The 22,407-nt window shown below is 46.1% G+C and carries 20 protein-coding genes; 11 read left to right on the plus strand and 9 right to left on the minus strand.

What is annotated here, in order from left to right; all coding sequences use genetic code 11:
* Nucleotides 1–141 precede the first annotated feature (141 nt).
* The 3 genes from QUA42_RS24170 to QUA42_RS24180 all read left to right on the plus strand — a co-directional run bounded on the left by QUA42_RS24170 (nucleotide 142) and on the right by QUA42_RS24180 (nucleotide 5,144).
* Nucleotides 142–975 carry a prohibitin family protein gene (locus tag QUA42_RS24170; protein WP_333140777.1) on the plus strand — a complete coding sequence of 278 codons (834 nt, stop codon included), beginning with the start codon at nucleotides 142–144 and terminating at the stop codon, nucleotides 973–975.
* Nucleotides 976–1,252: 277 nt separating this feature from the next.
* The gene (locus tag QUA42_RS24175; protein ID WP_333140779.1) at nucleotides 1,253–4,264 is read left to right on the plus strand and encodes an EAL domain-containing protein; all 3,012 of its coding nucleotides are present in this window, start codon (nucleotides 1,253–1,255) and stop codon (nucleotides 4,262–4,264) included.
* A 163-nt stretch (nucleotides 4,265–4,427) separates the two neighbouring features.
* Nucleotides 4,428–5,144 carry a Uma2 family endonuclease gene (locus tag QUA42_RS24180; protein ID WP_333140781.1) on the plus strand — a complete coding sequence of 239 codons (717 nt, stop codon included), beginning with the start codon at nucleotides 4,428–4,430 and terminating at the stop codon, nucleotides 5,142–5,144.
* 59 nt (nucleotides 5,145–5,203) lie between these two features.
* Here the strand turns inward: QUA42_RS24180 and QUA42_RS24185 are convergent, their stop codons facing one another.
* The 3 genes from QUA42_RS24185 to QUA42_RS24195 form a co-directional block, all read right to left on the minus strand.
* On the minus strand, nucleotides 5,204–6,664 hold the full coding sequence (locus QUA42_RS24185; RefSeq protein WP_333140783.1) for a DUF1802 family protein: 1,461 nt from the start codon (nucleotides 6,662–6,664) through the stop codon (nucleotides 5,204–5,206).
* Nucleotides 6,665–6,668: 4 nt separating this feature from the next.
* Nucleotides 6,669–8,222: a hypothetical protein gene (locus QUA42_RS24190; RefSeq protein WP_333140785.1), complete on the minus strand. Its 1,554-nt coding sequence runs from the start codon at nucleotides 8,220–8,222 to the stop codon at nucleotides 6,669–6,671.
* A gap of 408 nt (nucleotides 8,223–8,630) precedes the next feature.
* On the minus strand, nucleotides 8,631–9,350 hold the full coding sequence (locus QUA42_RS24195; protein WP_333140786.1) for a hypothetical protein: 720 nt from the start codon (nucleotides 9,348–9,350) through the stop codon (nucleotides 8,631–8,633).
* Nucleotides 9,351–9,728: 378 nt separating this feature from the next.
* On the opposite strand from QUA42_RS24195, the gene QUA42_RS24200 reads away from it, so the two are divergent.
* A complete protein-coding gene (locus QUA42_RS24200) occupies nucleotides 9,729–10,241 on the plus strand; it encodes a rhodanese-like domain-containing protein (RefSeq protein ID WP_333140788.1) in 513 nt (170 codons plus the stop codon).
* A 262-nt stretch (nucleotides 10,242–10,503) separates the two neighbouring features.
* Here QUA42_RS24200 and QUA42_RS24205 read toward each other — a convergent pair whose 3' ends face one another.
* The 4 genes from QUA42_RS24205 to gpmI form a co-directional block, all read right to left on the minus strand.
* Nucleotides 10,504–10,965, minus strand: a complete 462-nt coding sequence (locus QUA42_RS24205; RefSeq protein ID WP_333140790.1) for an NUDIX domain-containing protein — start codon at nucleotides 10,963–10,965, stop codon at nucleotides 10,504–10,506.
* A gap of 89 nt (nucleotides 10,966–11,054) precedes the next feature.
* Nucleotides 11,055–11,786 (minus strand): peptidase, encoded by a 732-nt coding sequence (locus tag QUA42_RS24210; protein WP_333140792.1) that lies wholly within the window; start codon nucleotides 11,784–11,786, stop codon nucleotides 11,055–11,057.
* Nucleotides 11,787–11,877: 91 nt separating this feature from the next.
* On the minus strand, nucleotides 11,878–12,117 hold the full coding sequence (secG, locus tag QUA42_RS24215) for a preprotein translocase subunit SecG (RefSeq protein ID WP_015175238.1): 240 nt from the start codon (nucleotides 12,115–12,117) through the stop codon (nucleotides 11,878–11,880).
* Nucleotides 12,118–12,444: 327 nt separating this feature from the next.
* Nucleotides 12,445–14,043, minus strand: coding sequence for a 2,3-bisphosphoglycerate-independent phosphoglycerate mutase (gene gpmI / locus QUA42_RS24220; RefSeq protein WP_333067664.1), 1,599 nt, complete (start codon nucleotides 14,041–14,043; stop codon nucleotides 12,445–12,447).
* Between the two features lie 108 nt (nucleotides 14,044–14,151).
* On the opposite strand from gpmI, the gene QUA42_RS24225 reads away from it, so the two are divergent.
* The gene (locus QUA42_RS24225; protein WP_333067666.1) at nucleotides 14,152–14,316 is read left to right on the plus strand and encodes a hypothetical protein; all 165 of its coding nucleotides are present in this window, start codon (nucleotides 14,152–14,154) and stop codon (nucleotides 14,314–14,316) included.
* 157 nt (nucleotides 14,317–14,473) lie between these two features.
* Here the strand turns inward: QUA42_RS24225 and QUA42_RS24230 are convergent, their stop codons facing one another.
* The gene (locus QUA42_RS24230; protein WP_333140794.1) at nucleotides 14,474–15,118 is read right to left on the minus strand and encodes a retropepsin-like aspartic protease; all 645 of its coding nucleotides are present in this window, start codon (nucleotides 15,116–15,118) and stop codon (nucleotides 14,474–14,476) included.
* 229 nt (nucleotides 15,119–15,347) lie between these two features.
* Between QUA42_RS24230 and QUA42_RS24235 the strand changes: the two genes are divergently transcribed.
* The 6 genes from QUA42_RS24235 to cax all read left to right on the plus strand — a co-directional run bounded on the left by QUA42_RS24235 (nucleotide 15,348) and on the right by cax (nucleotide 21,461).
* Entirely contained in the window at nucleotides 15,348–16,754 is a 1,407-nt protein-coding gene (locus tag QUA42_RS24235; RefSeq protein ID WP_333140795.1) for a hypothetical protein, read from the plus strand.
* A 183-nt stretch (nucleotides 16,755–16,937) separates the two neighbouring features.
* Nucleotides 16,938–17,678: an MORN motif-containing protein gene (locus QUA42_RS24240; protein ID WP_333140797.1), complete on the plus strand. Its 741-nt coding sequence runs from the start codon at nucleotides 16,938–16,940 to the stop codon at nucleotides 17,676–17,678.
* A gap of 105 nt (nucleotides 17,679–17,783) precedes the next feature.
* Nucleotides 17,784–18,497 carry an MORN motif-containing protein gene (locus tag QUA42_RS24245; protein WP_333140831.1) on the plus strand — a complete coding sequence of 238 codons (714 nt, stop codon included), beginning with the start codon at nucleotides 17,784–17,786 and terminating at the stop codon, nucleotides 18,495–18,497.
* Nucleotides 18,498–18,679: 182 nt separating this feature from the next.
* Nucleotides 18,680–19,300 carry a DUF6391 domain-containing protein gene (locus QUA42_RS24250; protein WP_333140799.1) on the plus strand — a complete coding sequence of 207 codons (621 nt, stop codon included), beginning with the start codon at nucleotides 18,680–18,682 and terminating at the stop codon, nucleotides 19,298–19,300.
* 381 nt (nucleotides 19,301–19,681) lie between these two features.
* A complete protein-coding gene (locus QUA42_RS24255) occupies nucleotides 19,682–20,140 on the plus strand; it encodes a hypothetical protein (RefSeq protein WP_333140801.1) in 459 nt (152 codons plus the stop codon).
* Nucleotides 20,141–20,360: 220 nt separating this feature from the next.
* Complete coding sequence (gene cax / locus QUA42_RS24260) at nucleotides 20,361–21,461, plus strand: calcium/proton exchanger (protein ID WP_333140803.1); 1,101 nt, start codon at nucleotides 20,361–20,363, stop codon at nucleotides 21,459–21,461.
* Between the two features lie 137 nt (nucleotides 21,462–21,598).
* Here the strand turns inward: cax and QUA42_RS24265 are convergent, their stop codons facing one another.
* Complete coding sequence (locus QUA42_RS24265) at nucleotides 21,599–22,243, minus strand: hypothetical protein (protein WP_333140805.1); 645 nt, start codon at nucleotides 22,241–22,243, stop codon at nucleotides 21,599–21,601.
* Nucleotides 22,244–22,407 lie beyond the last annotated feature (164 nt).

A 22,407-nucleotide genomic window follows, 5' to 3' on the forward strand; every position in this document is an offset into this window, starting at 1 on the left:
GCTTAACTGCTTATCAAGCTATTCAACAAGCCCTCTCTATTCATGGCTCCCTTTTTTCCCCTAGTTGAGCAATTACCTATAATCTTAGATAAGATGAATAGAAAACTAACATCAAGTAACACAACATAGGTGAATCAACATATGAAAACCATGCAAAGTGTTAAGTACAACCTAGCTCTCTACATCGTCGGTGGCATCGTCTTCATTATCGCAGCCTTGATTTTAAGACCTTTTACCATTGTCGGCCCAGGGGAACGCGGCGTTATGATGCGCTTCGGGAAAGTTCAAGACGCGATTTTAGATGAAGGCATTCACCCGATTTTACCGATCGTCACCTCTGTAAAAACTCTCAGCGTGCGGGTACAAAAAACAGATTTGAAAGCAGATGCAGCATCCAAAGATTTGCAAAGCATTACTACAGATTTGGCAGTCAACTGGAATGTAGATCCCGCGAAAGTAAATCAAATTTACCAACAAATAGGAGACGAAGAAAAAATTGTTACCAGCATTCTGAGTCCGGCAATTTCTGAAGTTCTCAAGGCAGCAACTTCTAAAAAAACCGCAGAAGAAATTATCACTAAGCGCACCGAACTAAAAACAGAAATCGACAACAGTCTCAAAAAGCGTTTGGAACCTTACGGCGTCATTGTCAGAGATGTTTCTTTAATCAATTTTGGCTTTTCTCCAGAATTTAGCAAAGCCATCGAATCCAAACAAATAGCAGAACAAGAGGCCAAACAAGCAGAATTTACAGTTCAAAAAGCAACCCAAGACGCTCAAGCTGAAATCAACCGTGCTAAAGGTCATGCAGAAGCTCAACGCTTGCAGCGACAAACTTTAACGGCCGAAATTTTGCAGCAGCAAGCAATTGAAAAATGGAACGGTCAGTTTCCGACAGTAATGGGAGGAGGCGGAACTTTGCCATTAATTAATATTGCGCCGCCGACTTCTCAAGCTGCAACTCCTGCTAAATAAGCTGCTGCAGATCATGATTGCCATGGCGCGGGGAGAAGGGGAGAAGGGGAGAGGGGGAGAGAGTCTGAGGGGGAGAAGAATAGAGGGTTTTTCACTGCGGAAGTGAAGAGGTGCTTTTTTAAATGCCGAACAGCAAGCGTATAAAATACAACTAACAACTAAGGTGAAATCCCGCTTACTTAAATGCGCAGATACAATTTAGGTTGCGCGAGTCCTGAAAAACGTTAGAGTAAGAAACAACTCGGAAATTGTAAAGGTTTGCTTGAAAGTTCGGCTGATGGGAGATCGGGAGAACCAGTCAATTTCTAATTTAGGTGATGTGGGGGGTGTCGGCGATCGCCATACTGCATCAGAAGCACTGTGGCTGCGCGATCGAGCCTTGGCAGCTACTAGCAGTGGCATTGTCATTGCTGACGCCAATGCACCAGATTGTCCCATAATTTATTGCAATCCGGCCTTTGAACGGATGACGGGTTACTGCGCCCGTGAAATCTTGGGGCGTAATTGCCGATTTTTGCAAGGTCCCGATACAGATCGAACTACTGTAGCTAATATCCGCGAGGCCTTGCGCCAAGGTCGAGAAATCCAGACACCAATCAAAAATTACCGCAAAGACGGCACTCCGTTTTGGAGCAAATTATCGCTATCTCCCGTGCGAGACGACAACGCTAATTTGACTCATTTTGTAGGAGTTCAGTCTGACTTGTCGGAACCAATATGTGAAGTGCAGCAAGCATTGCAGCAAGCTAACGACCAACTGCAAACGATTTTGGAAGCAGTTCCGGGAACAGTATCTTGGATTAGCTCGGATTTGCGCTATTTGGGGGTTAACCAGCACTTAGCCAAACTGTACGATTTGCCCCCGTCGGCTTTTGTCGGTCAAGATATTGGTTTTCTGGGCGGTAGGCCGGATTTTTACTCTTTTGTGGTGGAGTTTTTTGGCAGCGACGCTACGGAAGCGGTTAAAGAACTCAGCATTAAGGTAAAAACCGACGGCGGAGAGTCGGCGGGATATTATTTGATTGTGGCTCAAAAGTACGATCAGGGCAAAGCAGCTTGTCTGGTAGGGATAGACATTACCGAGCGCAAGCGGGCAGAAGAAGCTCTGGTGTTGACTCGCAAGGCGGTGGAAAGTTCGAGTGACGCGATCGGGCTCAGCGATGCGAACGGCACTCACATTTATCAAAATCAAGCGTTTTCTCAGCTATTTGAATGGGACACCGCAGAGGAATTTAAACTAGCCGGAGGTATATCGGCAGTTTTTGCTGACCCCGCAGTCGCCAAGGAGGTACTCGACACGATCGCCCAAGGTTATTCTTGGTTTGGTGAAACTACCAAGCGCACTAAAAGCGGTGAAACTTTGCAAGTGTTGCTGCGGGCCGATGCTATTAAAGACCCTACAGGGAAAATTGTCGGTCTGATTTACATGAATACCGATATTACTGACCAGAAGCGCACGGAACAAGAGCTGCGGCAAAGCGAAAAGCGCTTTCGATCTTTGATTGAAAATGCTAGAGACATTATTGTGATTCTCGACGAGAAAGGCTTTTGCCGCTATGTCTCTCCTTCCCTAGAGCGGATTTTGGGCTACCCGACGGCGGAAGTCCTCGGCCGGTCTATATTTGACTTGATTCACCCTGACGAATTGCTGATAGTGGATCAGGTGTTCAAAGGTGTCATGCAAATGCCGAGAGTTAGCCAGGGAATGGCGGAATACCGAGTGCAACACAAGGACGGTTCCTGGTGCGTGTTGGAAGCGGTGGCGACTAATTTGCTCGACGAACCTTCGGTGCGGGGAATTGTGGTCAACTGTCACGACGTGACTGAGCGCAAGCTGGCTGAAGAACAATTGTTGCATGATGCTTTGCACGATGCGCTGACGGAGTTGCCGAACCGTGCTTTGTTGACTGACAGGTTGGGGCAAGCTTTTGCCCGCGCCCAACGGCATCCGAGCGAGCAGTTTGCGGTGCTGTTTCTGGATTTGGACAGGTTTAAGGTGATTAATGACAGTCAGGGACACCGCACGGGCGATCGGCTGTTGGTGGCTGTGGCTCGCCGTCTCTTGACTTGTTTGCGGCCAGGGGATACGGTGGCGCGTCTGGGGGGAGATGAGTTTGTGATTTTGCTGGAAGAAATTCACGGTGTTGATGAGGCTATCGCCCAAGCAAAGGCAATTCTCAAAACGATCGAACGACCGCTGAATTTGGAAGGTAATAAAGTTTTAATTACTGCTAGCATTGGCATTGCTTTGAGTACCGACAAATATCAGTGGCCGGGAGATATTTTGCGCGATGCTGATATTGCAATGTACCGGGCAAAAGCTCTCGGTAAAGCTCGCTACGAAGTTTTCACCCGTGCGATGCACACTCAGGCTGTGGCTTTGATGCACTTGGAACACGATTTGCGGCAGTCGGTTGAAGAACTAAATTTGAAATATTCGATAGTGGATTTCGCCTGTGGGACGGCGGCGGAAAACTCGCCTATGAGTGAAATTGATCGGAGATTGGAGCGTCCGAAGTCGCAAGTGACTGCTTTAAAATTGGAATGTCCTTTTACTGTTTATTATCAGCCGATCGTTAGTTTAAAAAGTGGTTATGTTATCGGATTTGAGGCGCTGGTGCGCTGGCTGCACCCGGAACGGGGTTTAGTTTCGCCGATGGAATTTATTGCGATGGCAGAGGAAACTGGGTTAATTATGCCTTTGGGTTTGTGGGTTCTGAACGAAAGCTGCCGCCAAATTATTAAGTGGCAGAGTTTGAATTTACCTGTGGGAAATTCGCGGCTGACTGTAGCAGTAAATCTTTCGGGGAGGCAGTTTGCGGAACCGGAATCCATCGAGCAAATTAAGCAAGTTTTCCAGGAAACGGGTGTTGACGCTCGCTGTTTGAAGTTGGAGATTACTGAGAGTGTGGTGATGGAAGATGGGGAAGCGGCGGCGGCGATGCTTTCGCAGTTGAGAGACTTGGGGATTGATTTGTGCATTGATGATTTCGGCACTGGTTATTCGTCTCTGAGTTATTTGCACAAGTTCCCGATTAATATTTTGAAGGTCGATCGCTCTTTTGTCAGTCGCGTCGGAGAAACGGGTGAAAACTTGGAAATCGTGCGGGCGATCGTCATGCTAGCCCGCAGTTTGGGGATGGAGGTAGTGGCCGAAGGTGTCGAAACCGCCGTCCAATTGGCTCAAATGCGGGCGATCGGCTGCGAGTACGGTCAGGGGTACTTTTTCTCTAAACCTCTCGACAGTGAGGCAGCTACAGCCTTGTTGAGGCGATCGCCCAAATGGTGAACTGAACCAAATATTTAATTTGTATTTTGAAAAATATTAAAACTCTTGCGGCCTGTGCTTATTGGAGATTCAATAAGGGCGATCGATCTTTTGGTAATCGATGTCTTGAGTGTTAAAATTACAATTGAGTATAATAGCAAACTATAGAGATAAGTAAAAATATATGTCTCAATCTATTGTGCCAACAGTAGAAGAAAAACAGATCGATACTTCGCCGACATTAACTTTTGAAGAATACCGATTTTATCAAGAAGAATTGGATGTAAAATATGAACTGTACAAAGGCAAATTAATTGCGATCCCAACAGCCACAATTTTACATATCAAAATTTGCGAATATTTAGTTTACCAATTGCAGCGTTACCTAGCTGAACACAATCTTAACTTAGTAGTAAAAACTGGCTTGGGAGTGAGAACCGATGAAGATAAATCTCGGATTCCCGATGTAGTTGTCTGCACTCAAAGTCTTTTGGAACAAGCTGCTGCTAGACCCGGTGCAGGTATCCTCGAATTTGATGAAAAGCCGCTTTTAGTGGTAGAAGTAGTCAGCGAAAATCGCCGCGAAGATTACGTGATTAAACGCGGAGAGTACGAATTAGCGAATGTGCCAGAATATTGCATTGTTGACCCTAAAACGGGCAAGCAAAAAATCCGGCTTTTTGCATTGATTGAAGGTGAAGATGGTTACACGTATACAGATTTCTTGCCTGGTGAGGAAATGGAATCTGTAGTATTTCCCAATCTGAGATTATCAGTCAATGAAATTTTAGATCCGCCATTGGTGGAAGGGTTAATTAAGGCAGAACAAGCTCAATTGCAGAAAGCTGAAAGGTTGGCGGCGAGGTTACGGGAATTGGGCGTAGATCCTGATGCTGTGTAGGAAATTGGATAAAGTGCGCGCGGCGAAGCTATCCGGTAGGGAATCGCCCTTGATGTATCTCAATCATCTAGCGGCAAATCGCGCAGGAAATAAAAGCGATCGCGCCCTAAACTCTCGCCTTTAATTCGCCCTGCATAACCTGTCAGCGGAGAAGAAAGTTCTACTAACATTTCGTGCAACTCTTCGCGGGACAACTTCTTGGGTGGGCTAGACATTGAATACGCACCGCTAAGAGCATCCACACTTGCTTGTTCAGAACCAGAATTTTCGTGATACTTTTTCAGAATAGAAAGAACGTGCGATCGCACTTTAATTTCTTGTTCGACTTGCTCAATGTATTTAGCCACTTCATCATCAGCTTGTCCCGGTTTTAAGTATTCTCTCAGTTTAAATAAGTCCACCGAGTTAGGATAGGTGCTTTGAAGTTTAACCAGTTTTTCAAGCGTCTCAGGGTTCATAATTGCCATACCGTGTACTTTTGCTGCATCCATAAGTTGAGGAGTTGGAACGCCAGGGCCAATAATCAACTTAGTTGCTTTTGCGAGTATTTCTTTATCTTTGAGCCGTAACGTTCCTAAATTCAGCAATTGAACTGCTGTATCGTTAGGGATTTTTTTACCGGCTTTGCACTCGCCAACTAAGGGGTAAGGTTTGGAGCATAATAAATCTAAGCCACCAGCACCACCTTTGTGAGCATAATCTATGGTAAATCCCAAAAACTCAAGGCTATCGCGCACTACAATTTCAAAGTCTGTTCCTGCTTGATAGTTGCTTTTGTCTGTATCTAGTTCTTTGGTGCGATTTCCCAAAGCTGCTATAGTCTTTATCCAAGCTAAATCCGGTTTGATTGGTTTTACACGCTTATCGCTACTCCAACCTAGAAACATTTTGATTTCTGCGTCTAGTTGTTTGGCTTTTGGGTTGGTGGTGGATAAATGCACTAATCCACTTTGCAACTCTTCCAATTCTGGATGTTCTGGCGGCTCTAGGTTTTCCAGAGTTTGACGGCGTTTGGCAAAGATAGACTCGCTCAACACAGGCGTTGAATCAGTAACAGTTAGGGATTTTGGCAAAGAAACAAAATTGCCACTGAGATGCACAGGCATTTCCAGCGGCTGAGACAGCAAATAGACGCGAAGATGAGCTATAAAAAGATAAGGTTTCTCTAGAAGAGTTTGCTGTAATGCCTCTGTTGTCCAGACTGTTAACTGCGACACAGCCTCTAATGATTCTGGATCGTTTAGTATTTGGCAGAATTCGCATTTAGCCCAAGCTTTTATCAAAATCGTCTCAGAAGTTAACTGAGAAAATGAGGTTTTAGCAATTGGTAAAAAACTCGATCGGTAGTATTGCTCATGGGGGATCAAATTAATCGAGATATTGGCTGGATATAGGGCAAATGACCTACCAGGCTCGATGAAAATTCGAGGCATGGCTGCAATCACTCGCCCTTGGATTAAGGCTTCCACGTCTGGGGCAGGTAACTGCAAAGCCGTATCAACAAAAACAGAATAACTCATCCACTTATTGACCTAATAATTTATCAAGTGCTTCGTCGAGGTTGTTAATTTCCGTTGTATCAGTTATCAAGGTACTTTCAGCTCTCTCATTTTCATCAACTAACCCATCAGGAATCTGACCCGACGGATCGCTAAGAATTTCACAAATTATATAATTTTCAGTCGCAAGTTTTTTTTGAACAATAAACTCCAGTATTTGCTCTTCGGTTACATCGTACTCTGTGCGAGCTTTGTTGACCAAATAAATGGCTAATAGAGGCTTGATATCTTCACTTGCAAGCTTGACAAATTCTCCACCTAGTTCTTGAGAAAGAAGTTGATCCAAACACTGTTTTCCTACAGTCTTCGGTTTAACATCTTTAGAACGAACTAAACAACCGCGAGTCATATCAAACTTTTGATACTCAATTAATCGCTTTAATGCGGCACTGACAAACTTTGCTCCAGATTCTTGGACAACTGCTACTACTATCTTGACAGACTTTCCATTTTCTTTGCCTCGAATTCTAAAGTGGAGATAACCTTTGTCTACAGCTTTAGTTTGTACCTTTTCAATCTCCTCAACTTGCATTCGTTCCACAGTCTCCCCTTTGACTGCAAGGAAGGCCAAATATAGAGCCTCGGCTAAAATATTGCTATCGTCAAAATAGTTGTCGATTGTTCCCTCAAGTGCATTCAGTTCATTGTTGAAAGCAAGTTCAACTTGATGGAGTGGATCTGCTGCTGTTGGCGGTGGAGTAGGAGCGTCAGGTACTTTCCAATTCTTAGCACACTCCTCTAAAACCTTTCTGACAATTAATTTTTCTTTTCCCAGTTCTCTTAATTCACCTTCATGAAAAGGATAAACGGGATAAGGTGGAGTTAAACCTTTACTGTCATAAAATTCTTTGAGCCATTGAGAAACTAGAGTCACTACATCATCAGCATTCAGATACTGTAAATCAAAAATCTTTTCACCCATTCTAGCTGTGACTGACTCTGCCTGCGGTAATGCTCTGATCTGCAATGTCCAAGTGTCATCAAACATAGCTGTCATTAAGACACCTCGTTTAATTTTACCGTACAGGTCTTTTACTAAGAGCGCGACGACCTGTGCTCTAGTGAAACCAGCTTCATTCCGATCTACACTCTCTAACTCATCAAAGCCAATTACTAGAGTTCTGTAATCACCGATTAAGTCTAAAATTTGGCAGACAGTCTGAAATGCTTCACCTTCTTTATCCTCTTCTGTAGAATTTGGTAAACCCATTGCATCCGCTTGTGCTTGTGCCAAGGCTTTTCCAGACAGCCAGTTGGTCGCAAAGCTCACTTTATCTGAAGCAAGTGTCCACAGAATAGCCTGGATTAAATAAGGATTTTCGATGTTTGGCTTAATTTGAAGCACTTTGGCAGTTAAGGCATCAACTAATTTAGGATTTTTAGCTAATGCCCCCGAAAATTGCTTGACTAAATTTTGAGGTATGTGAGTTTTTCGTAAGGCCTCATTGATCAAAGCAGTTGCTAATTCTTGCCACTGCATTACGCCTTCGTTACCAATCTGTTTCAGGCTTAAAGACAAAGTGTTGAGAAAGTTAGCGTGGACTCGGTTTAAGTTTCCATAGTCTACGTCGCTCATATAAACAAAGAAAGAACCACCTTCATCGAGAAGGCGGCTGCGAATCCGACTGATTAGGTGGCTTTTTCCTAGACCTTTTTCAGCTTTGATCGTGATGCCACTAACTGTACGATACCCGGCGCGGATTTGCTCGATCGCCTGAAAGATAGCATCAGAGGCATGAGCATTGATAGAAGGAACGTCAGGAAAACTTGGGTTCCAAATATCATTGCTCCTGACTATTAACGATCTGTCAAAAGGGTTTTGACTTGCAATAGCTTTATTAAGGTCGGGGATTGAGGAGTGAAAGTCATTCATCGTTTTGTGTGAGTGTGAAGATAAAGGAGCGAATGCACTACTAACTCAAATTAATTAGGTTAAACGCTTGACATAGCAGCGCAAACCGTTCACTTTTGTTGTGATAGAATCTTCGATTTTGTCGGGGGCGCTGTCTTCTACACTGCCACCTATTAGCTGAAAAATGTCATTAGCCTGCATTTCCAACAGCCACTCATTGAAATCCGATCGCCCTACCCTTTCCCCGATCGCCCGACGCATCCGATAAATCGGCACTAAATCGTCTAAGTTATAATCCCGGTTCAAGCTGTCATACACATCAAGCGCCACAGCCTTAAAATCCTCATAGGATGCGATCGTCCCTACATCCGCCTTCCCCTTATCAACAGCAACACTCGCCGCACTATCCTGATGCCGAATCCACTTCAACAAAGAATTTCCCAGCCGAGTACCAATTTGAGAACCATCAAACTCAAACAAAGAATCCTTACTTTTGAGCCCCTGCGCTAAAACTTCTTTCCCTTTCGCGCTCAATTCCACCAGCGTCACCCGATTTACCAGCGAATACTCGATCGCCCCAGTCGCCTGCAACTCGCCGAGCACTTCCACATATCTCTGACTCGTCTCATTAGTCCGCACAATTCGCTTAGTCAAATCCCCCTTTTTCACCTTCATCCTCCCGCCACCCAAATCCCACAAATTCAGCAGTACCCGAACTTTCGCCTTAGCATCCCAAAGCGCTTGCTCTTCAGGTGTCAAAGTGTTAGACACCGCAATTTCATCTTTCTCAGACATATTCCTACCTTTAAATACTTGTTCTTAGTATCAAATATTATCATAAATCTTGCTGACAAACATTTCAAGTTTTCGGTAAAATTCCGTGTGAGGCTGTACACAACTTCGACCAATTTAGTTTTAAAATAATTGTGATTGACTAAAAGGAAATCGTTTGATAAAATACCTAATCTAACGAGCGATCGCACTTCAAATTCTCCACAGAAAATGCGATGAAACAATCTGAAGCACAGCCCGCTTTCCTCTAGCAACCTCAACAAATGTAGCGATCCCAACCTTAGTTAACAACCAGGAAACCAGCTTAACTGCGACTTTAGTTCAATGCCAGATTCAGCCTTTAGAAAGACGAATTCAACCTAAACCTCTTGTTACATTGCAATGGCAATCAAAACATTGAACAACATTTTACCCATGAAAACTATTCCCGACCAAATTTCCGACATCAAAGAAAAACTTCCCGACATTACTCCGACTCCTCCCGGTTTAAAAGCTCAAGCATCTAGCCACGACCTCAAAGCCCGTTTAGATTGGGGCGAACCCGGACTCACAATCATCGACGCCCGTGACTTTGAAAGCTTCACCAAAAGCCACATTACCGGCGCCGTAATGATGCCAATGGACGAATTAGTCGCTAGAGCCCAATCGAGTTTAGAACCCATCCGCGACATCTACATCTACGGCGAAAACGACCAACAAACCGCCGAAGCTGCCAATCTCCTCCGCGCAGCAGGCTTTAGAAAAGTAGCCGAACTAAAAGGCGGAATTCCTGCTTGGAAAGCCATCGACGGCCCCATCGACGGCGCTGCCGAACACGATACTCCCGGCCCCGATGCCTACAACGTTTTCTCTCGCTTGCAACACCACGCCGAAGCTCAGAAAATCAACAAATAATCTCACAGAATACCTAGATACCCGACTTCTTTAAGAGGTCGGGTATTTAACAAAACAATTTGTTTGTAGTAAGGACTGGAGCCCTCTCTTAAAGCTTGTATTCACGAAGCACTAAAGTCCTTAGTACAAACTTAAAGGCGATCGTATAACCGGACTATATCTTAACAATCGTGGACGCAAAAAGTGCTTTGACACACTACTTATAGCGTAAGGTGTGGCGCCCTCTACATAAACAAGTGTGTGCGTCCAAGACTGATTAACACTAATTTCTCGCGTCCAAAAATGCTTTGACTTCCCTTAAAACTTGCCGATTCCCATCAAAAGTAATCAGCTTAACTGCATCCTCAAAGGAAGTCCAGGCCGAATTTTGAACTTCCTCTAGTTGCAACTGAACTTCCATTGAATTTACAAAAGCCAAAAAGTAAGTAACAGTCTTTTCAATTGATTCTCCTTCCTTCGCCGAGGAATAATGTTGCACCGAACTAGGCTTTCCCTCCTTAACAAAGGAATAACGTTCCACAAAACTAGGCCCCTCAAGCACTTCACAATCGCGGATGCCAGTTTCCTCCTCAAACTCCCGCTTCGCCGTTTCTAGCGCCGATTCCCCCGGATTCGCGTGACCTTTTGGAAACGCCCAATGTCCCGCTTGATGTTGAATCAACAAAAATAAACTATCAGTTTCAGTCGCAAAAACTGGCACCATCCCAAAAGCTTCATCTTTCATCTTTCTTCTCTTTCCTATTAACTATCGTGTTGTTAGAGTCCGCAAAGGCGCAGTTGGTTTCTGTAGAAGCCAATTCCATTCCCGCGTAACTACAATTCCCACCCTAACCGAGTCTGCTGTTCATAAACTCGCTTCAAAGTATTAACATCCCTCGCTGAAATAGGCGGAGGATTTCTCACCTGAGAAAAATAAAGCACATCAGTTTCCATCAAACTGTGACCCCAAATTCCCAAAGCGTGACCCAACTCGTGCCGCGCCGTCGCCGGAATATACTTACCCACTTGATTCGGATTCAAATAAACCGAAAACCGATGAGATAAAACAGTTTTATCCCCATCCCGACGGGCGTACAATTCATAGGTAGCCTCTCCAGAGCGCGATCGCAAAACCCCTTGACGCAAAGCCGGAGCGCGACGTAAAATCCTAATATCAGCCACCTCCGAACTATCCACCACTTCCAAAGGCAAATAAACCCCCCATTCCCGGACAACATCCAACACAGCCGCCACCCATTCTTCAGACTTATTAGCATCAACTGGACGCTCAACATAAACCTGAATCGGAAACTTAGACCATAGCAAATGACCGAAATTCGGTGGCTTAACCTGGTCAAAATACTCACCACTATTTGTGGAATCTTGCCACTTCGCTAGCGTTGGCGGCAAAGGGTGAACCTGTGGATATGGCAAACTATTAGGGAGAGAAGAAAGATTCGCCGCCGGAGTATTAACCTGAGTAAAAATTATCAGGCTAAAACAACATAAAGCCAATCCCAAACCAGCCAGCAATCGAGATTTTACTGTAACTTTCCACAACCGCATTGTTGCAACCGCAGATAGACGAAAATAAACGCAGATGAACTTGATATTATCTGCGTCTATCTGCGTTCATCTGCGGTTAAAAATCCAAATCTTATAACTTAGGCGCCAACCAACCAGCACTCAAAATCACAGTCAAACCCATAAAAACAATAGACAAACCCCAAGTAATCCGGTTCAGACTCGTTTCTGCACTTTTGGCGCTGGTAAACAATTGAGCTTGTCCGCCAATCCCTCCAATGCCATCGCCTTTAGGACTGTGCAGCAACACAAAAACCACAAGTCCTAAAGCAGACAAAGACCAGATAACTTGTAACACAGAAACAATATTCATAATCTGGAGTAATTGGTAATTAGTAATCGGTAATTTATTATCATATCAAATTCGGTCGATCGCACACAATTTATGCAGAGACACTCCAAGAGCCCATTGGCGTCAACTTAAGCCTGAAAGCCTTGATAAACCTCGTTTTTACCTGAGTCCAGATCCCCCTAAATCCCCCTTAAAAAGGGGGACTTTGAGCCATTTCCGGTTCCCCCCTTCTTAAGGGGGGCTAGGGGGGATCTAGGCTTAATAGTCAAACAGCATTCTGTGACTGGGTTTGACGTTAAATTGACACGAAGAAGGGCGAAAGCCTTTGTCCCTACTGCTGCGTCCCTACTACAATCGGACTCGCACAGGAGTGCGATTGGCGCGAACTTCAAACTCAGCCGATCGAATCATAGAGCGTCCCGTCATCTCCGGGGGCTGAGGCAACCTCAACAGCTCCAGAATCGTCGGCGCAATATCCGCCAAACAACCATCCGTCCTCAGAGGAACATCCGTTCCGTGACCCGGAATCTTCCGACCTTCACCCTCTACCAGAATAAACGGCACTGGGTTAGTAGTGTGAGCCGTCCAGGGATTTCCGTCCTCGTCAAACATCTGTTCAGCATTTCCGTGGTCAGCAATAATAATTGCCGTTCCCCCAGCTTTACTAATGGCGCTCAACAGCCGCCCCAAACATTTATCCACAGTTTCGATCGCAATTATCGTCGCATCCATCATCCCCGTATGACCAACCATATCGGGGTTAGCGTAGTTAATCACCATAAACGAATAGATGCCTTTTTCCAAAGCCGTCACCACCCCATCCGTCACCAAGTCTGCCGACATCTGGGGCGCCTCATCGTAAGTCGCCACCATCGGGCTCTGCACCAACTCCCGGTGTTCTCCGAGAAAAGGCTCTTCCAGACCCCCATTAAAAAAATAAGTCACATGAGCGTACTTTTCAGTTTCCGCCGTCCGCAACTGCTGCAAACCGTGCTTAGAAATCACCTCGCCCAGAATATTGTTCAAATTCTGCGGTTCAAAAGCCACCATTACCGAGAGTTTCGGGTCGTACTGAGTAAAAGTCGCAAACGCCAAGGACTCAATTAACGGCCGTTCAAACCCCTTAAAATCCGGTGCCACAAAAGCCTGAGTCAATTCTCTCGCCCTGTCCGGGCGAAAATTAAAGAAAATTACCCCATCCCCGGATGCCACCGCCCCCGGAGAAATCCGAGTCGGAACAGCAAACTCGTCGGTCACTCCTTCAGCATAGGAGGCCTGCAACACATCCACAGCCGATCGACCGTCTGGAGCACCCTCAGTCGTCATCACCTCGTAAGCGCGCTGCACCCGATCCCAGCGCTTGTCCCTGTCCATCGCGTAGTAGCGGCCGCTAATGGTCGCAATCCGACCGACCCCTACCTCTGCGATATAACTTTCTATCTTGCCTAGAGCTTCGACACCCTCTTTCGGAGTAGTATCACGACCGTCAGTAATCGCGTGAATACAAACCTCCGAAATTCCCTGTGCTTTTGCTAATTGCAGCAAACCCTTAATATGACTGAGATGGGAATGAACCCCGCCTTCAGAACAAAGACCAGTCAGGTGCAACTTGCCGCCCGTGGCGCGGACTTTCTCGCAAAGCCCAACCAGCGCTTTATTGTTGAGCAAAGAACCATCTTCCACTGCATCCGAGATCCGCACCAACTCTTGAGGAACGACGCGGCCCGCGCCCAGATTCAAGTGACCAACCTCTGAGTTACCCATTTGCCCGTCTGGCAGCCCTACCGCCCGACCCGATGTGTGAATCAGAGTTCTGGGATAAGCGGCCCAGAGACTGTCCATCACGGGTGTTTTTGCCGCGGCTATCGCATTTCCGTCTTTTTCTTCACGATAACCCCAGCCGTCTAGAATAATCAGCACTACAGGAGATACAGACGCTTGTGCCATGCGAATACCTTATTTACAATAATTAATTTCTCGATGGTCATGTATTTCCGATTTTGCGGAACATCTGCCGCTAATCAGTTTACATATTTTGTAGGCTCCGGCTGAACAATGCCAACCAAAATTCCCTCAGCCACAGCATTTTGGGAACTAACTTCGACCTGCTTGGCGAATTGTTTAATTGATTGCCTTGGCTTGTACTGTGAATGGTTGTCGGAGACTGTTACCGATCTCACCAACAGCAGCCGTGCTTTTGTGGCCGGATTTCACGGATAGTTTAACCGTCGGTGGCTCTTGAAACACAAAGAACAATACCACACTTGGTTGCATTTTGCTACCGCCTCAACCAATAAATTTAAAAGCCTTGACCCGGTTGCTAATAACTGTAAAGGACACGAGTTGAGCAAAAATCGGTTTCCGATTCCGCTCACTCTCAGCGGACATAAAATTCTACAACATCTTTTTTAATTTTGACATCGTAATTGCCAAAGAAATCGTGACCGAGCAGACCTATTGGCATTTGTTTGGCGATCGCCACTTCGACATTTTGGATCACAGCACCCCCAACCCGAATCGATCGCACTCGACCGATCGGGAACTCGACAACGCTACCATCAGCGATCCCCGCTCTCACGGTACGCACCGGCCTCACTCCCAGTGCAGTAGCCATCTGCTGAGAAATCAAAGTGCCGCTTGCCCCGGTATCGAGAATCATCTCAAAAGTCTTGTTGCCGTTAAATACCACATCAATCACCGGCGTCCCGCCAGCACGGCGCTTGATTTTAGCTTGAAATACCTGTGGATTCCCCGGTGGCTTAGCCGGTTGATTTGCTCGCGGTTTGGCAGAACCATTTGACGGGTTCCAAAACTGAGAGTACAATTTGCCAGTTGTGAATTCCGATCCCGTTATAGTGCGATCGAGCTGCTGGGAACTAACATCGGGCACCAATGTCATCACCTGAGTTTCTGGCTGATGTGAATGAGAATGCACCTCGCCGCCCGCCGATCCCACACCCACCAAAACGGTCGCAAAAACAAAGCCCGATCGCCAAATTCGCTTGAGAATCACTTTTGCCATTATCTAAATACCTTAATTGATTCAATATGTCGAACAACAACCGCCACTGATATCCTAACCCGCTCCCAAAAACCGATCGCTTGATCCCCAGATCAGATCATCAGGAAAACTTGGCAATTTTCAAGCGATCGCATAACATCGAACACAGATAAACTGATAAACGGCAACAGGCTGTAATTGCAGAGCCTTGTTGGATATCTTGAAATTAAGCAGTTAGGGGCGATCGGCAATGTACAAACTTTTATATTTTGCGACTATAGGACTACTAGCTTTCTCGATCGGAGGATGCGGTGGTGGCGACGGCAGCAACACAGCCAGCCCCAGCCCCAGCCCTAGTGCAGCCTCTCCGTCTCCGGCCGCCTCTGCCAGCCCCACCCCAGCAACTCCGACTTTCCAGTCTCCAATAGTAGCCGCCCAGCCTCCAGGGTTAATTCGATCGACAAACCCAGAGGAACGAGCGAGACAGGCTCAAACAAATATCGGCAACAAAAAGGACAGGAATCCAACACTTCCGCTTCAGCCAGTACCCCAAGGCCCTGTGACAGCGAATCCTTCTCAGTTAGACCCCTTTGGGCCGCTGCCGCCGATCGTATTACAAATCCCTCCAGGAGCCAACGGAGCGGGTGGGACTACCTCAGAACTCCCCAAACTGCCACAGCGACAAGTTGCCGTGCTACCCGAACTTCCCGAGTTATTGGCTCCCCCCCCACTTAACAGGCCTAATCAGACGGTTACTATCTCCAGAGGACCCACGGGCGGTCGAGCAGGCACTCAGCAACTAAGAGGTCGATCGGGAGGCCCTTTACTTCCCGGAGGTGATGGGGGGCAAATTGGCTCGCCTCCCCTAGTTCCAGGGCTAACTGCTCCTCGGTTAGGTGGCGGTGGCAGAAATGGTTCCTTACCCGGAGGCACCGGGGGACAAATTGGCTTGCCGCCCCAAGTTCCGGGGCTCACTCCTCCTCAGTTAGGTCGTACTCGTACATCCCCGCCTGGACTCGAACCGATTGCAGCTAGACCCATAGGAGTGCCGGATCTGCCGGAACTGCCAGTAGACAAGCGCCCGCCCCAATGGAGAGACCCCAATGCCAGGGTAGCAAGAGGTCCTGGCACCGGTCGTCCTGGAACTGGGCCAACAGGAGGTAGATCCCAAGATGCGCGGAATCCGCAGCCTCGCCGTGCGGGTCCCCCGCGCCCGCCCCAGCCAATAGCAGCTAGACCTATAGGAGTGCCGGATCTGCCGGAACTGCCAGTAGACAAGCGCCCGCCCCAGTGGGTAGACCCAAATCCCCCGCCTCCTCCCGTAATCCCAGTAGTTCCGCCACCGCCTTCTACTGACATCGCTACAGGCACTGAAGTCAGCGGGGTGGTAAAAGTCGGGAACGAGACGCAAGTGATTGTCAAAGTACCCAATGAACCAACCAGCCGATATGTCAAAGTCGGGCAGCGGCTGTCTAACGGGCAAGTGTTGGTGAAGCGGGTCGATCTCAAGCAAGGAGCAGATCCGATCGTAATTCTGGAGGAAAACGGCGTTGAGGTAGCCAAAGGTGTTGGCGAAAAACCCGCAAGTCGCCAATTACAACCAGCCAATGCAGTTATTAGCCGTCTTCCAAATCCGAATAGCTCAGGGCGACGCTAAAAATTGACAGTAAAGCAGGAAAAATGCTAAAGGCAAAAATTATAGTTTTTGCCTTTTTGCATTTAGGGCAGATCTCGAACCTGAAGGTAAAATTAGTACAGGGATTAAAAAATAGAGGACTTTTCATTGAGTATTAGCTTCTAGAAAATCCCTATTAGTAATTGAAGTTAAAGGAGATTGATCATGCTCGGTTCAATTCAAAAATTAGGGATGGTGATATTAGTTGCTTCTTCTATCGGCAGCGCCACTAATCTCTTGAATCCCCAGCCATCAATGGCTCAACCAAAACCAGAAGAAGGAAAACGCTCTCCCTTCTGCCAAGGAAACCCTCCTACGGGAAGAGTAAAATGCAATTACGAGGGAGGCGATAACTACGAGGGAAATTTCGTCAACGGTCTGCCCGACGGCAGTGGAGTCTACGTGTACGCTAATGGCGATCGCTACGAAGGACAATTTCGCAATGGAGTGCCCAATGGTAGAGGGACATTCATTTTTAAAGATGATGCCCGCTACACAGGCGTGTTCCAAGACGGCACAATGAGATCTGGGACAGTCGTTTTTGCCAACGGCGAGCGCTATGTCGGAAACTTCGCAGTCGTCAGGAACGTTCAGACTGATGCCATTAGCAGCCAACCCTCAGGGCGGGGTCAATTTTTTTATACCAATGGCGATCGCTACGAAGGACAATTCTTTGCAGGCTCACCCTTTGGGCCTGGGGTATTGGTGCGGGTAGATGGCACTCGCTGTTCCGGCAGATTTTTTAATCAAGAACTTGACGCTAGTGTCTCCTGCACTTTTCCCAACGGTACGCGCTATGAAGGAGAATTGCGAAAGGGAGTGCCTCACGGTGTCGGGACGATGATCGATGCTAGCGGTAGGCGCTTTCCGGGGGTATTTCGCAACGGCAAGCCCGGAGTTTCGTAAAGGATAAATGATTGAGGTTTTCAGCCAACTTTTGACAACAAATGGGACAAAAGACAAAGGACAGAAGAAGATAATATCTAACAGCGCATAGGAGAAAGTTGATTGATGATTTCCCGTTCTTGGCTCAGTGGAATCGCTTTATTAGTTGCATCAGTGTTGGGAATTGGTAGTTACGCGATTGATCCCTTGCCCTCAATGGCGCAAGGAACAGAAGCTAAAACCGGTCGCTGCGTGCCAGCTATCGCTACAGGTAGAGTTAGGTGCGATTATGATAGCGGTGATAGCTACATCGGACAGTTCGTTAACGGTTTGCCCAGTGGCACTGGGGTATACGTATATTCCAACGGCGATCGCTATGAGGGGCAGTTCCGTCTGGGCAAACCAAATGGTCGAGGACAATTTATATTTAAGGACGACGCCCGCGTGGAGGGCATATTCCGAGATGGCAAAGTTAGTTCCGGGACAGCTATTTTTACTAATGGCGATCGCTATATAGGGTCGTTTTCTCTCGATCAAAAAGTAGGCGTGCCCACGGGACAAGGGCAATTCATTTTTGCTAATGGCGATCGCTTTGTGGGTCAATTTTTAGGGGGCAAGCCTTTAGGTACGGGAGCGTTCACCCGGGCTGACGGCAGTCGGTGTTCGGGACAGTTCTATACTCAAGAACTTGATGGCAGGGGTAACTGTTCGTTCTCCAACGGTATCCGCTATCAGGGAGAGTTACGCAAGGGATTGCCTCACGGCAAAGGCACAATTATCGATACCAGAGGCCGGCGAATTCCGGGAGTATTCCGCGACGGCCAGCGGCAAGAGCAATAAACTGGGAATAAGTGCGATCTAATCTATTAGTAAGGGCAGGTTTAGGGCTAATAAATTTTGCACAAAACCTGCCATTGCTAGGTTTTAAAGTCAAAACTATTGATAATTTATCATCTGCTTTTTCTCAACCGAATTGCTAATGTTAAATATCCACTTAATGGAGTTAATGGAGGCGTTTTGATATGACAACTACTGCTTCTGCTTCCGGCCGCACCGGCCAGTTTCCCTTCGACTTTGCCCCGCAGCGGACTCAAGATGCTGATTTGTTGCGACAACTCAATTTTGTGCCCGGTTTGAAGGAAGTCTTGACTTTGCGCCAAGTTCATGCTTTGGAACACGCTACGGTTTGGGTACTAAGTCAATCGTTTGGTGCGACCACAGCAAGAACCGATAATGAGTTATTGGGCGGGATGTCCACAGATCAAGGGTTTTATCTTTATGGCCACGTTAACATTGCACAGTTGCGTCACGCTGTGCGCGAGGCTTTGCAGCGGATTGCCAGCGGAGAGTGGGATTTAGCTGTACATCCCCGCTGTGGCACGAATGTGTCGGTGGCAATGCTGCTAACGGCTGGACTTGCTGTTGGCATCAATTTAGCCCTGCCTCGGGGGCCAATTCTGCAACTTTTAGGTTTGGGTGCAGCGGCGGCGGCTGCGGCTCAGTTAGCTCCTGATGTGGGATCTCTGGCTCAGCGTTACGTCACAACTGCTATTCCGTTTAATTTGAGTGTTGTTGATATTACGGTAAGTCACGACTTCTGGGGACGCGAAGCTCATTTTGTTCGGGTGCGTTGGGTTGAATAGCTGCTGCGGGAGGAGAAGAGTAGGAGAGGGGGAAAGTTGACAAAATCTTTTTTCTTCCCTCAACTTCGAGCCGTTAAATTTCCTACAAGGCTTTGTTGCCGAACTTCCTTCTTCCTTCTTCATCATTTTGAGAGAATCGGTACTATTCAAAAGTTAAGTGGGGCGATTTATCAACTGGCTTTTATTCTATAACTGGACCCTACATACTAATATCTATATTTTCCATATTTTTATAACGTCATATTATATTCAAATTCCATCTTTACCGCTAATGTGTCAGCTATAAAAAGCTCGAATTTACTTTTTATGCGACTTGTCAGGAAATAGCAGGATAAGGTAAAATCTCTTATTAGAATTTTTAGCTCCAAAGTCAATAAAAAAATGTGCAAATTACCCATCGATAAAACCTGGCTGCCAAGTCTACTGGCTGTCAGCTTAGCCGTAGCAGGCAACAGCTTTTTGCCTTTAACCCACTATGCGAGTTTTGCTGGCGAAATATCCCAAGCTAACGAACCAGAAAGAGTTCCTGACGGCAAGATAGTTCCAGTTAATGGAAAAGTCAATGTTAAATTAACGAATAAAACCAACGATAGACTATTTTTTTACGTGGTTGGACAGACTAACCGCCAGAGTTTAGCGGAAAATTCAACAGTCGCGCTGCCAGCATTGACACTACCGGCTTCAATTGTATTTAGGCGACTAGATGGCGCATTATTGAAACCCAGTTTGAAACCTGGTGGCGAAGGAACTCTAGAGGTAAGATTAGACGAGACAAAGGATTTAGGTTTGGATAAAACATCTTTAAGGATTCGGAATGACGGCGCACTTTTTCTCAGATAGACAACAGTCAGTCTCGTTCAAATTTTAGATTTTAGATTAACTCCACAGCCGTTCGCGGGGGGCTAAAACTTTTGTCTAAACCATGATTGCTCTCCACAACTTAAGTCCGGGGCTTGTATCCGTATTTGGGTGAGTCAGAGGATAGTTGAATCATGTAAAATCAACTTGACGAGCGCCGCGACAGCTAAACCTCACTCTTCAATACACCATCCAAGTTCCTATGTCAATCAAAAAGATTCTTTCCATAGCGCTGTTAATTTTTATCCCCATTTCCATCGCCGCTGAGTATTTGCACTGGGGTTCCCTTGCCGTTTTCATCACATCCGCTTTAGGCATTATACCTCTGGCGATTTGGTTGAGTACAGCAACAGAAGAAGTGGCGATCGTTACAGGTCCCTCCATAGGCGGCTTATTAAATGCCGTCTTCGGCAATGCTACGGAATTAATTATTGCAATAGTTGCCCTGAAAGCAGGCTTAATTGACATTGTAAAAGCCAGTATAACCGGTACAATTATCAGCAACTTGCTCTTAGTCATGGGATTTTCCATGCTGTTAGGAGGAGTCCGCTACAAAGAACAGGAATTTAAGCCAATAATCGCGCGGGTGAACGGTTCCACAATGACTCTAGCAGTGATTGCCATCCTGCTGCCGACAATGGTAATTTATACCTCCAATGGAGTCGAACCCGCAGCCATTCAGAATCTTTCTTTAATAACTGCGATCGTCCTAATTGCAGTTTACGCTCTAACTCTCCTATTTTCGTTAAAAACTCACAGCTATCTTTACGATGTTGGGTTACTAGAACTAGAGTCAGAAAATCCTCAAAATACAAAAGAGGAATCTACTACGCACAAACCGAATTTGTGGCTGTGGATAGGGGTGCTAATTGCCTCAACTGTTGCCGTTGCTTTTGAATCAGAAATTTTTGTGGGTGTTGTCGAAGAAACTACCAAAGGATTGGGATTGACGCCGCTGTTTACAGGGGTAATTCTGTTGCCGATTGTTGGCGGCGCGGCTGAATATGTAACTGCGGTAGGAGTTGCGATGAAAAACAATATGGATTTGTCAGTTTCTGTCGCAATGGGTTCGAGTTTGCTAGTTGCTTTGCTGGTAGCGCCGGTGTTGGTAATTATCGGATTAGTGATTCACCAGCCAATGGATTTAAACTTCAATCCGTTTGAAGTAGTTGCAGTTGCCATCGCAGTGACAATTGCCAATCTAATCAGTATCGACGGGCGCTCTAATTGGCTTGAAGGAGTGCTACTTTTAGCAACATATATCGTGTTAGGAGCAGCATTTTACTTTCACCCCATTACTTGAACTAACAATTTTTTTGGGAGGGGCAATCCCCGGTGGTTGCCGCTCTTCCCTGGAAAATAACTTATTTTCTTTCTAGTTTGTTATTCCTCTTTGTCTTCTGCCATTAATTAAAAAAATACTTTTAGGGCAGAAAGTGATTACGGACAGCGACACTGTTGAACAGGAAAACACTCTCGTCTGCAACTTCTTTTTCTGCCTTTACGGTCGCGACAATCAGAAGTATTTCGGCATTCTACCTTATTTTCACAAATTTGCTGACGGGGAAAAGTACCTAAGTTTTGTATAGAAACTTGAGCCGTAAGCGAACCTTGTTCTATAACTTGGTCATTTTCTTTGATTTCATAGAGAAAGTTATTTTCTCCCTCTAAGACCGAAAAAGTTCTTGTTTTGTGACTGTTACCCAACTTAAATCCAAAATCCTCGGAGAACTCACCTTTATTGTAACCTCTGTCTGTGTAGGGATAGGGGTTACTTTCCATGCCATCAGTCACATTTTTTATGATCACCCTCCTGTTAGGGCCCGGAGGAGTTTTGCTTGAGACAAATCGAGCGCTTTGAGAATCGGGGGTGATCGCAGTACCGGCACAAGCACCTACATATTCAACGCGCTTAAATTGAATCAAATTAATATTAAAAGTGTTTTCGTTGTTGACCCTAAATTGTGCTTCGCTAGTCTGCTGGGCGCTGACTGTGAAAGCTGCTAGTGTCAAAAAAATTGCCCCCAGGAAAATAGCTAGAAATTTGATATTTTGTCTCCCCGTAACAAATATGGCGTGTTTCATCTCTCTACCTCTAATGTAAATAGATAGCCTTTTGTTAACAACTTATTATTTTAACTTGAGAGCAGATATGTTGTCAAAGTCGCTCGGATAGTTTTCTAGTGAAGATTTGAGTCGTTGATGCTGAGTTGCGAAAGGAAAAACAGAAGTCCTGACTGCGAACTTTG

The organism is Microcoleus sp. Pol11C2 (assembly GCF_036701505.1).
Classification (GTDB): domain Bacteria; phylum Cyanobacteriota; class Cyanobacteriia; order Cyanobacteriales; family Microcoleaceae; genus Microcoleus.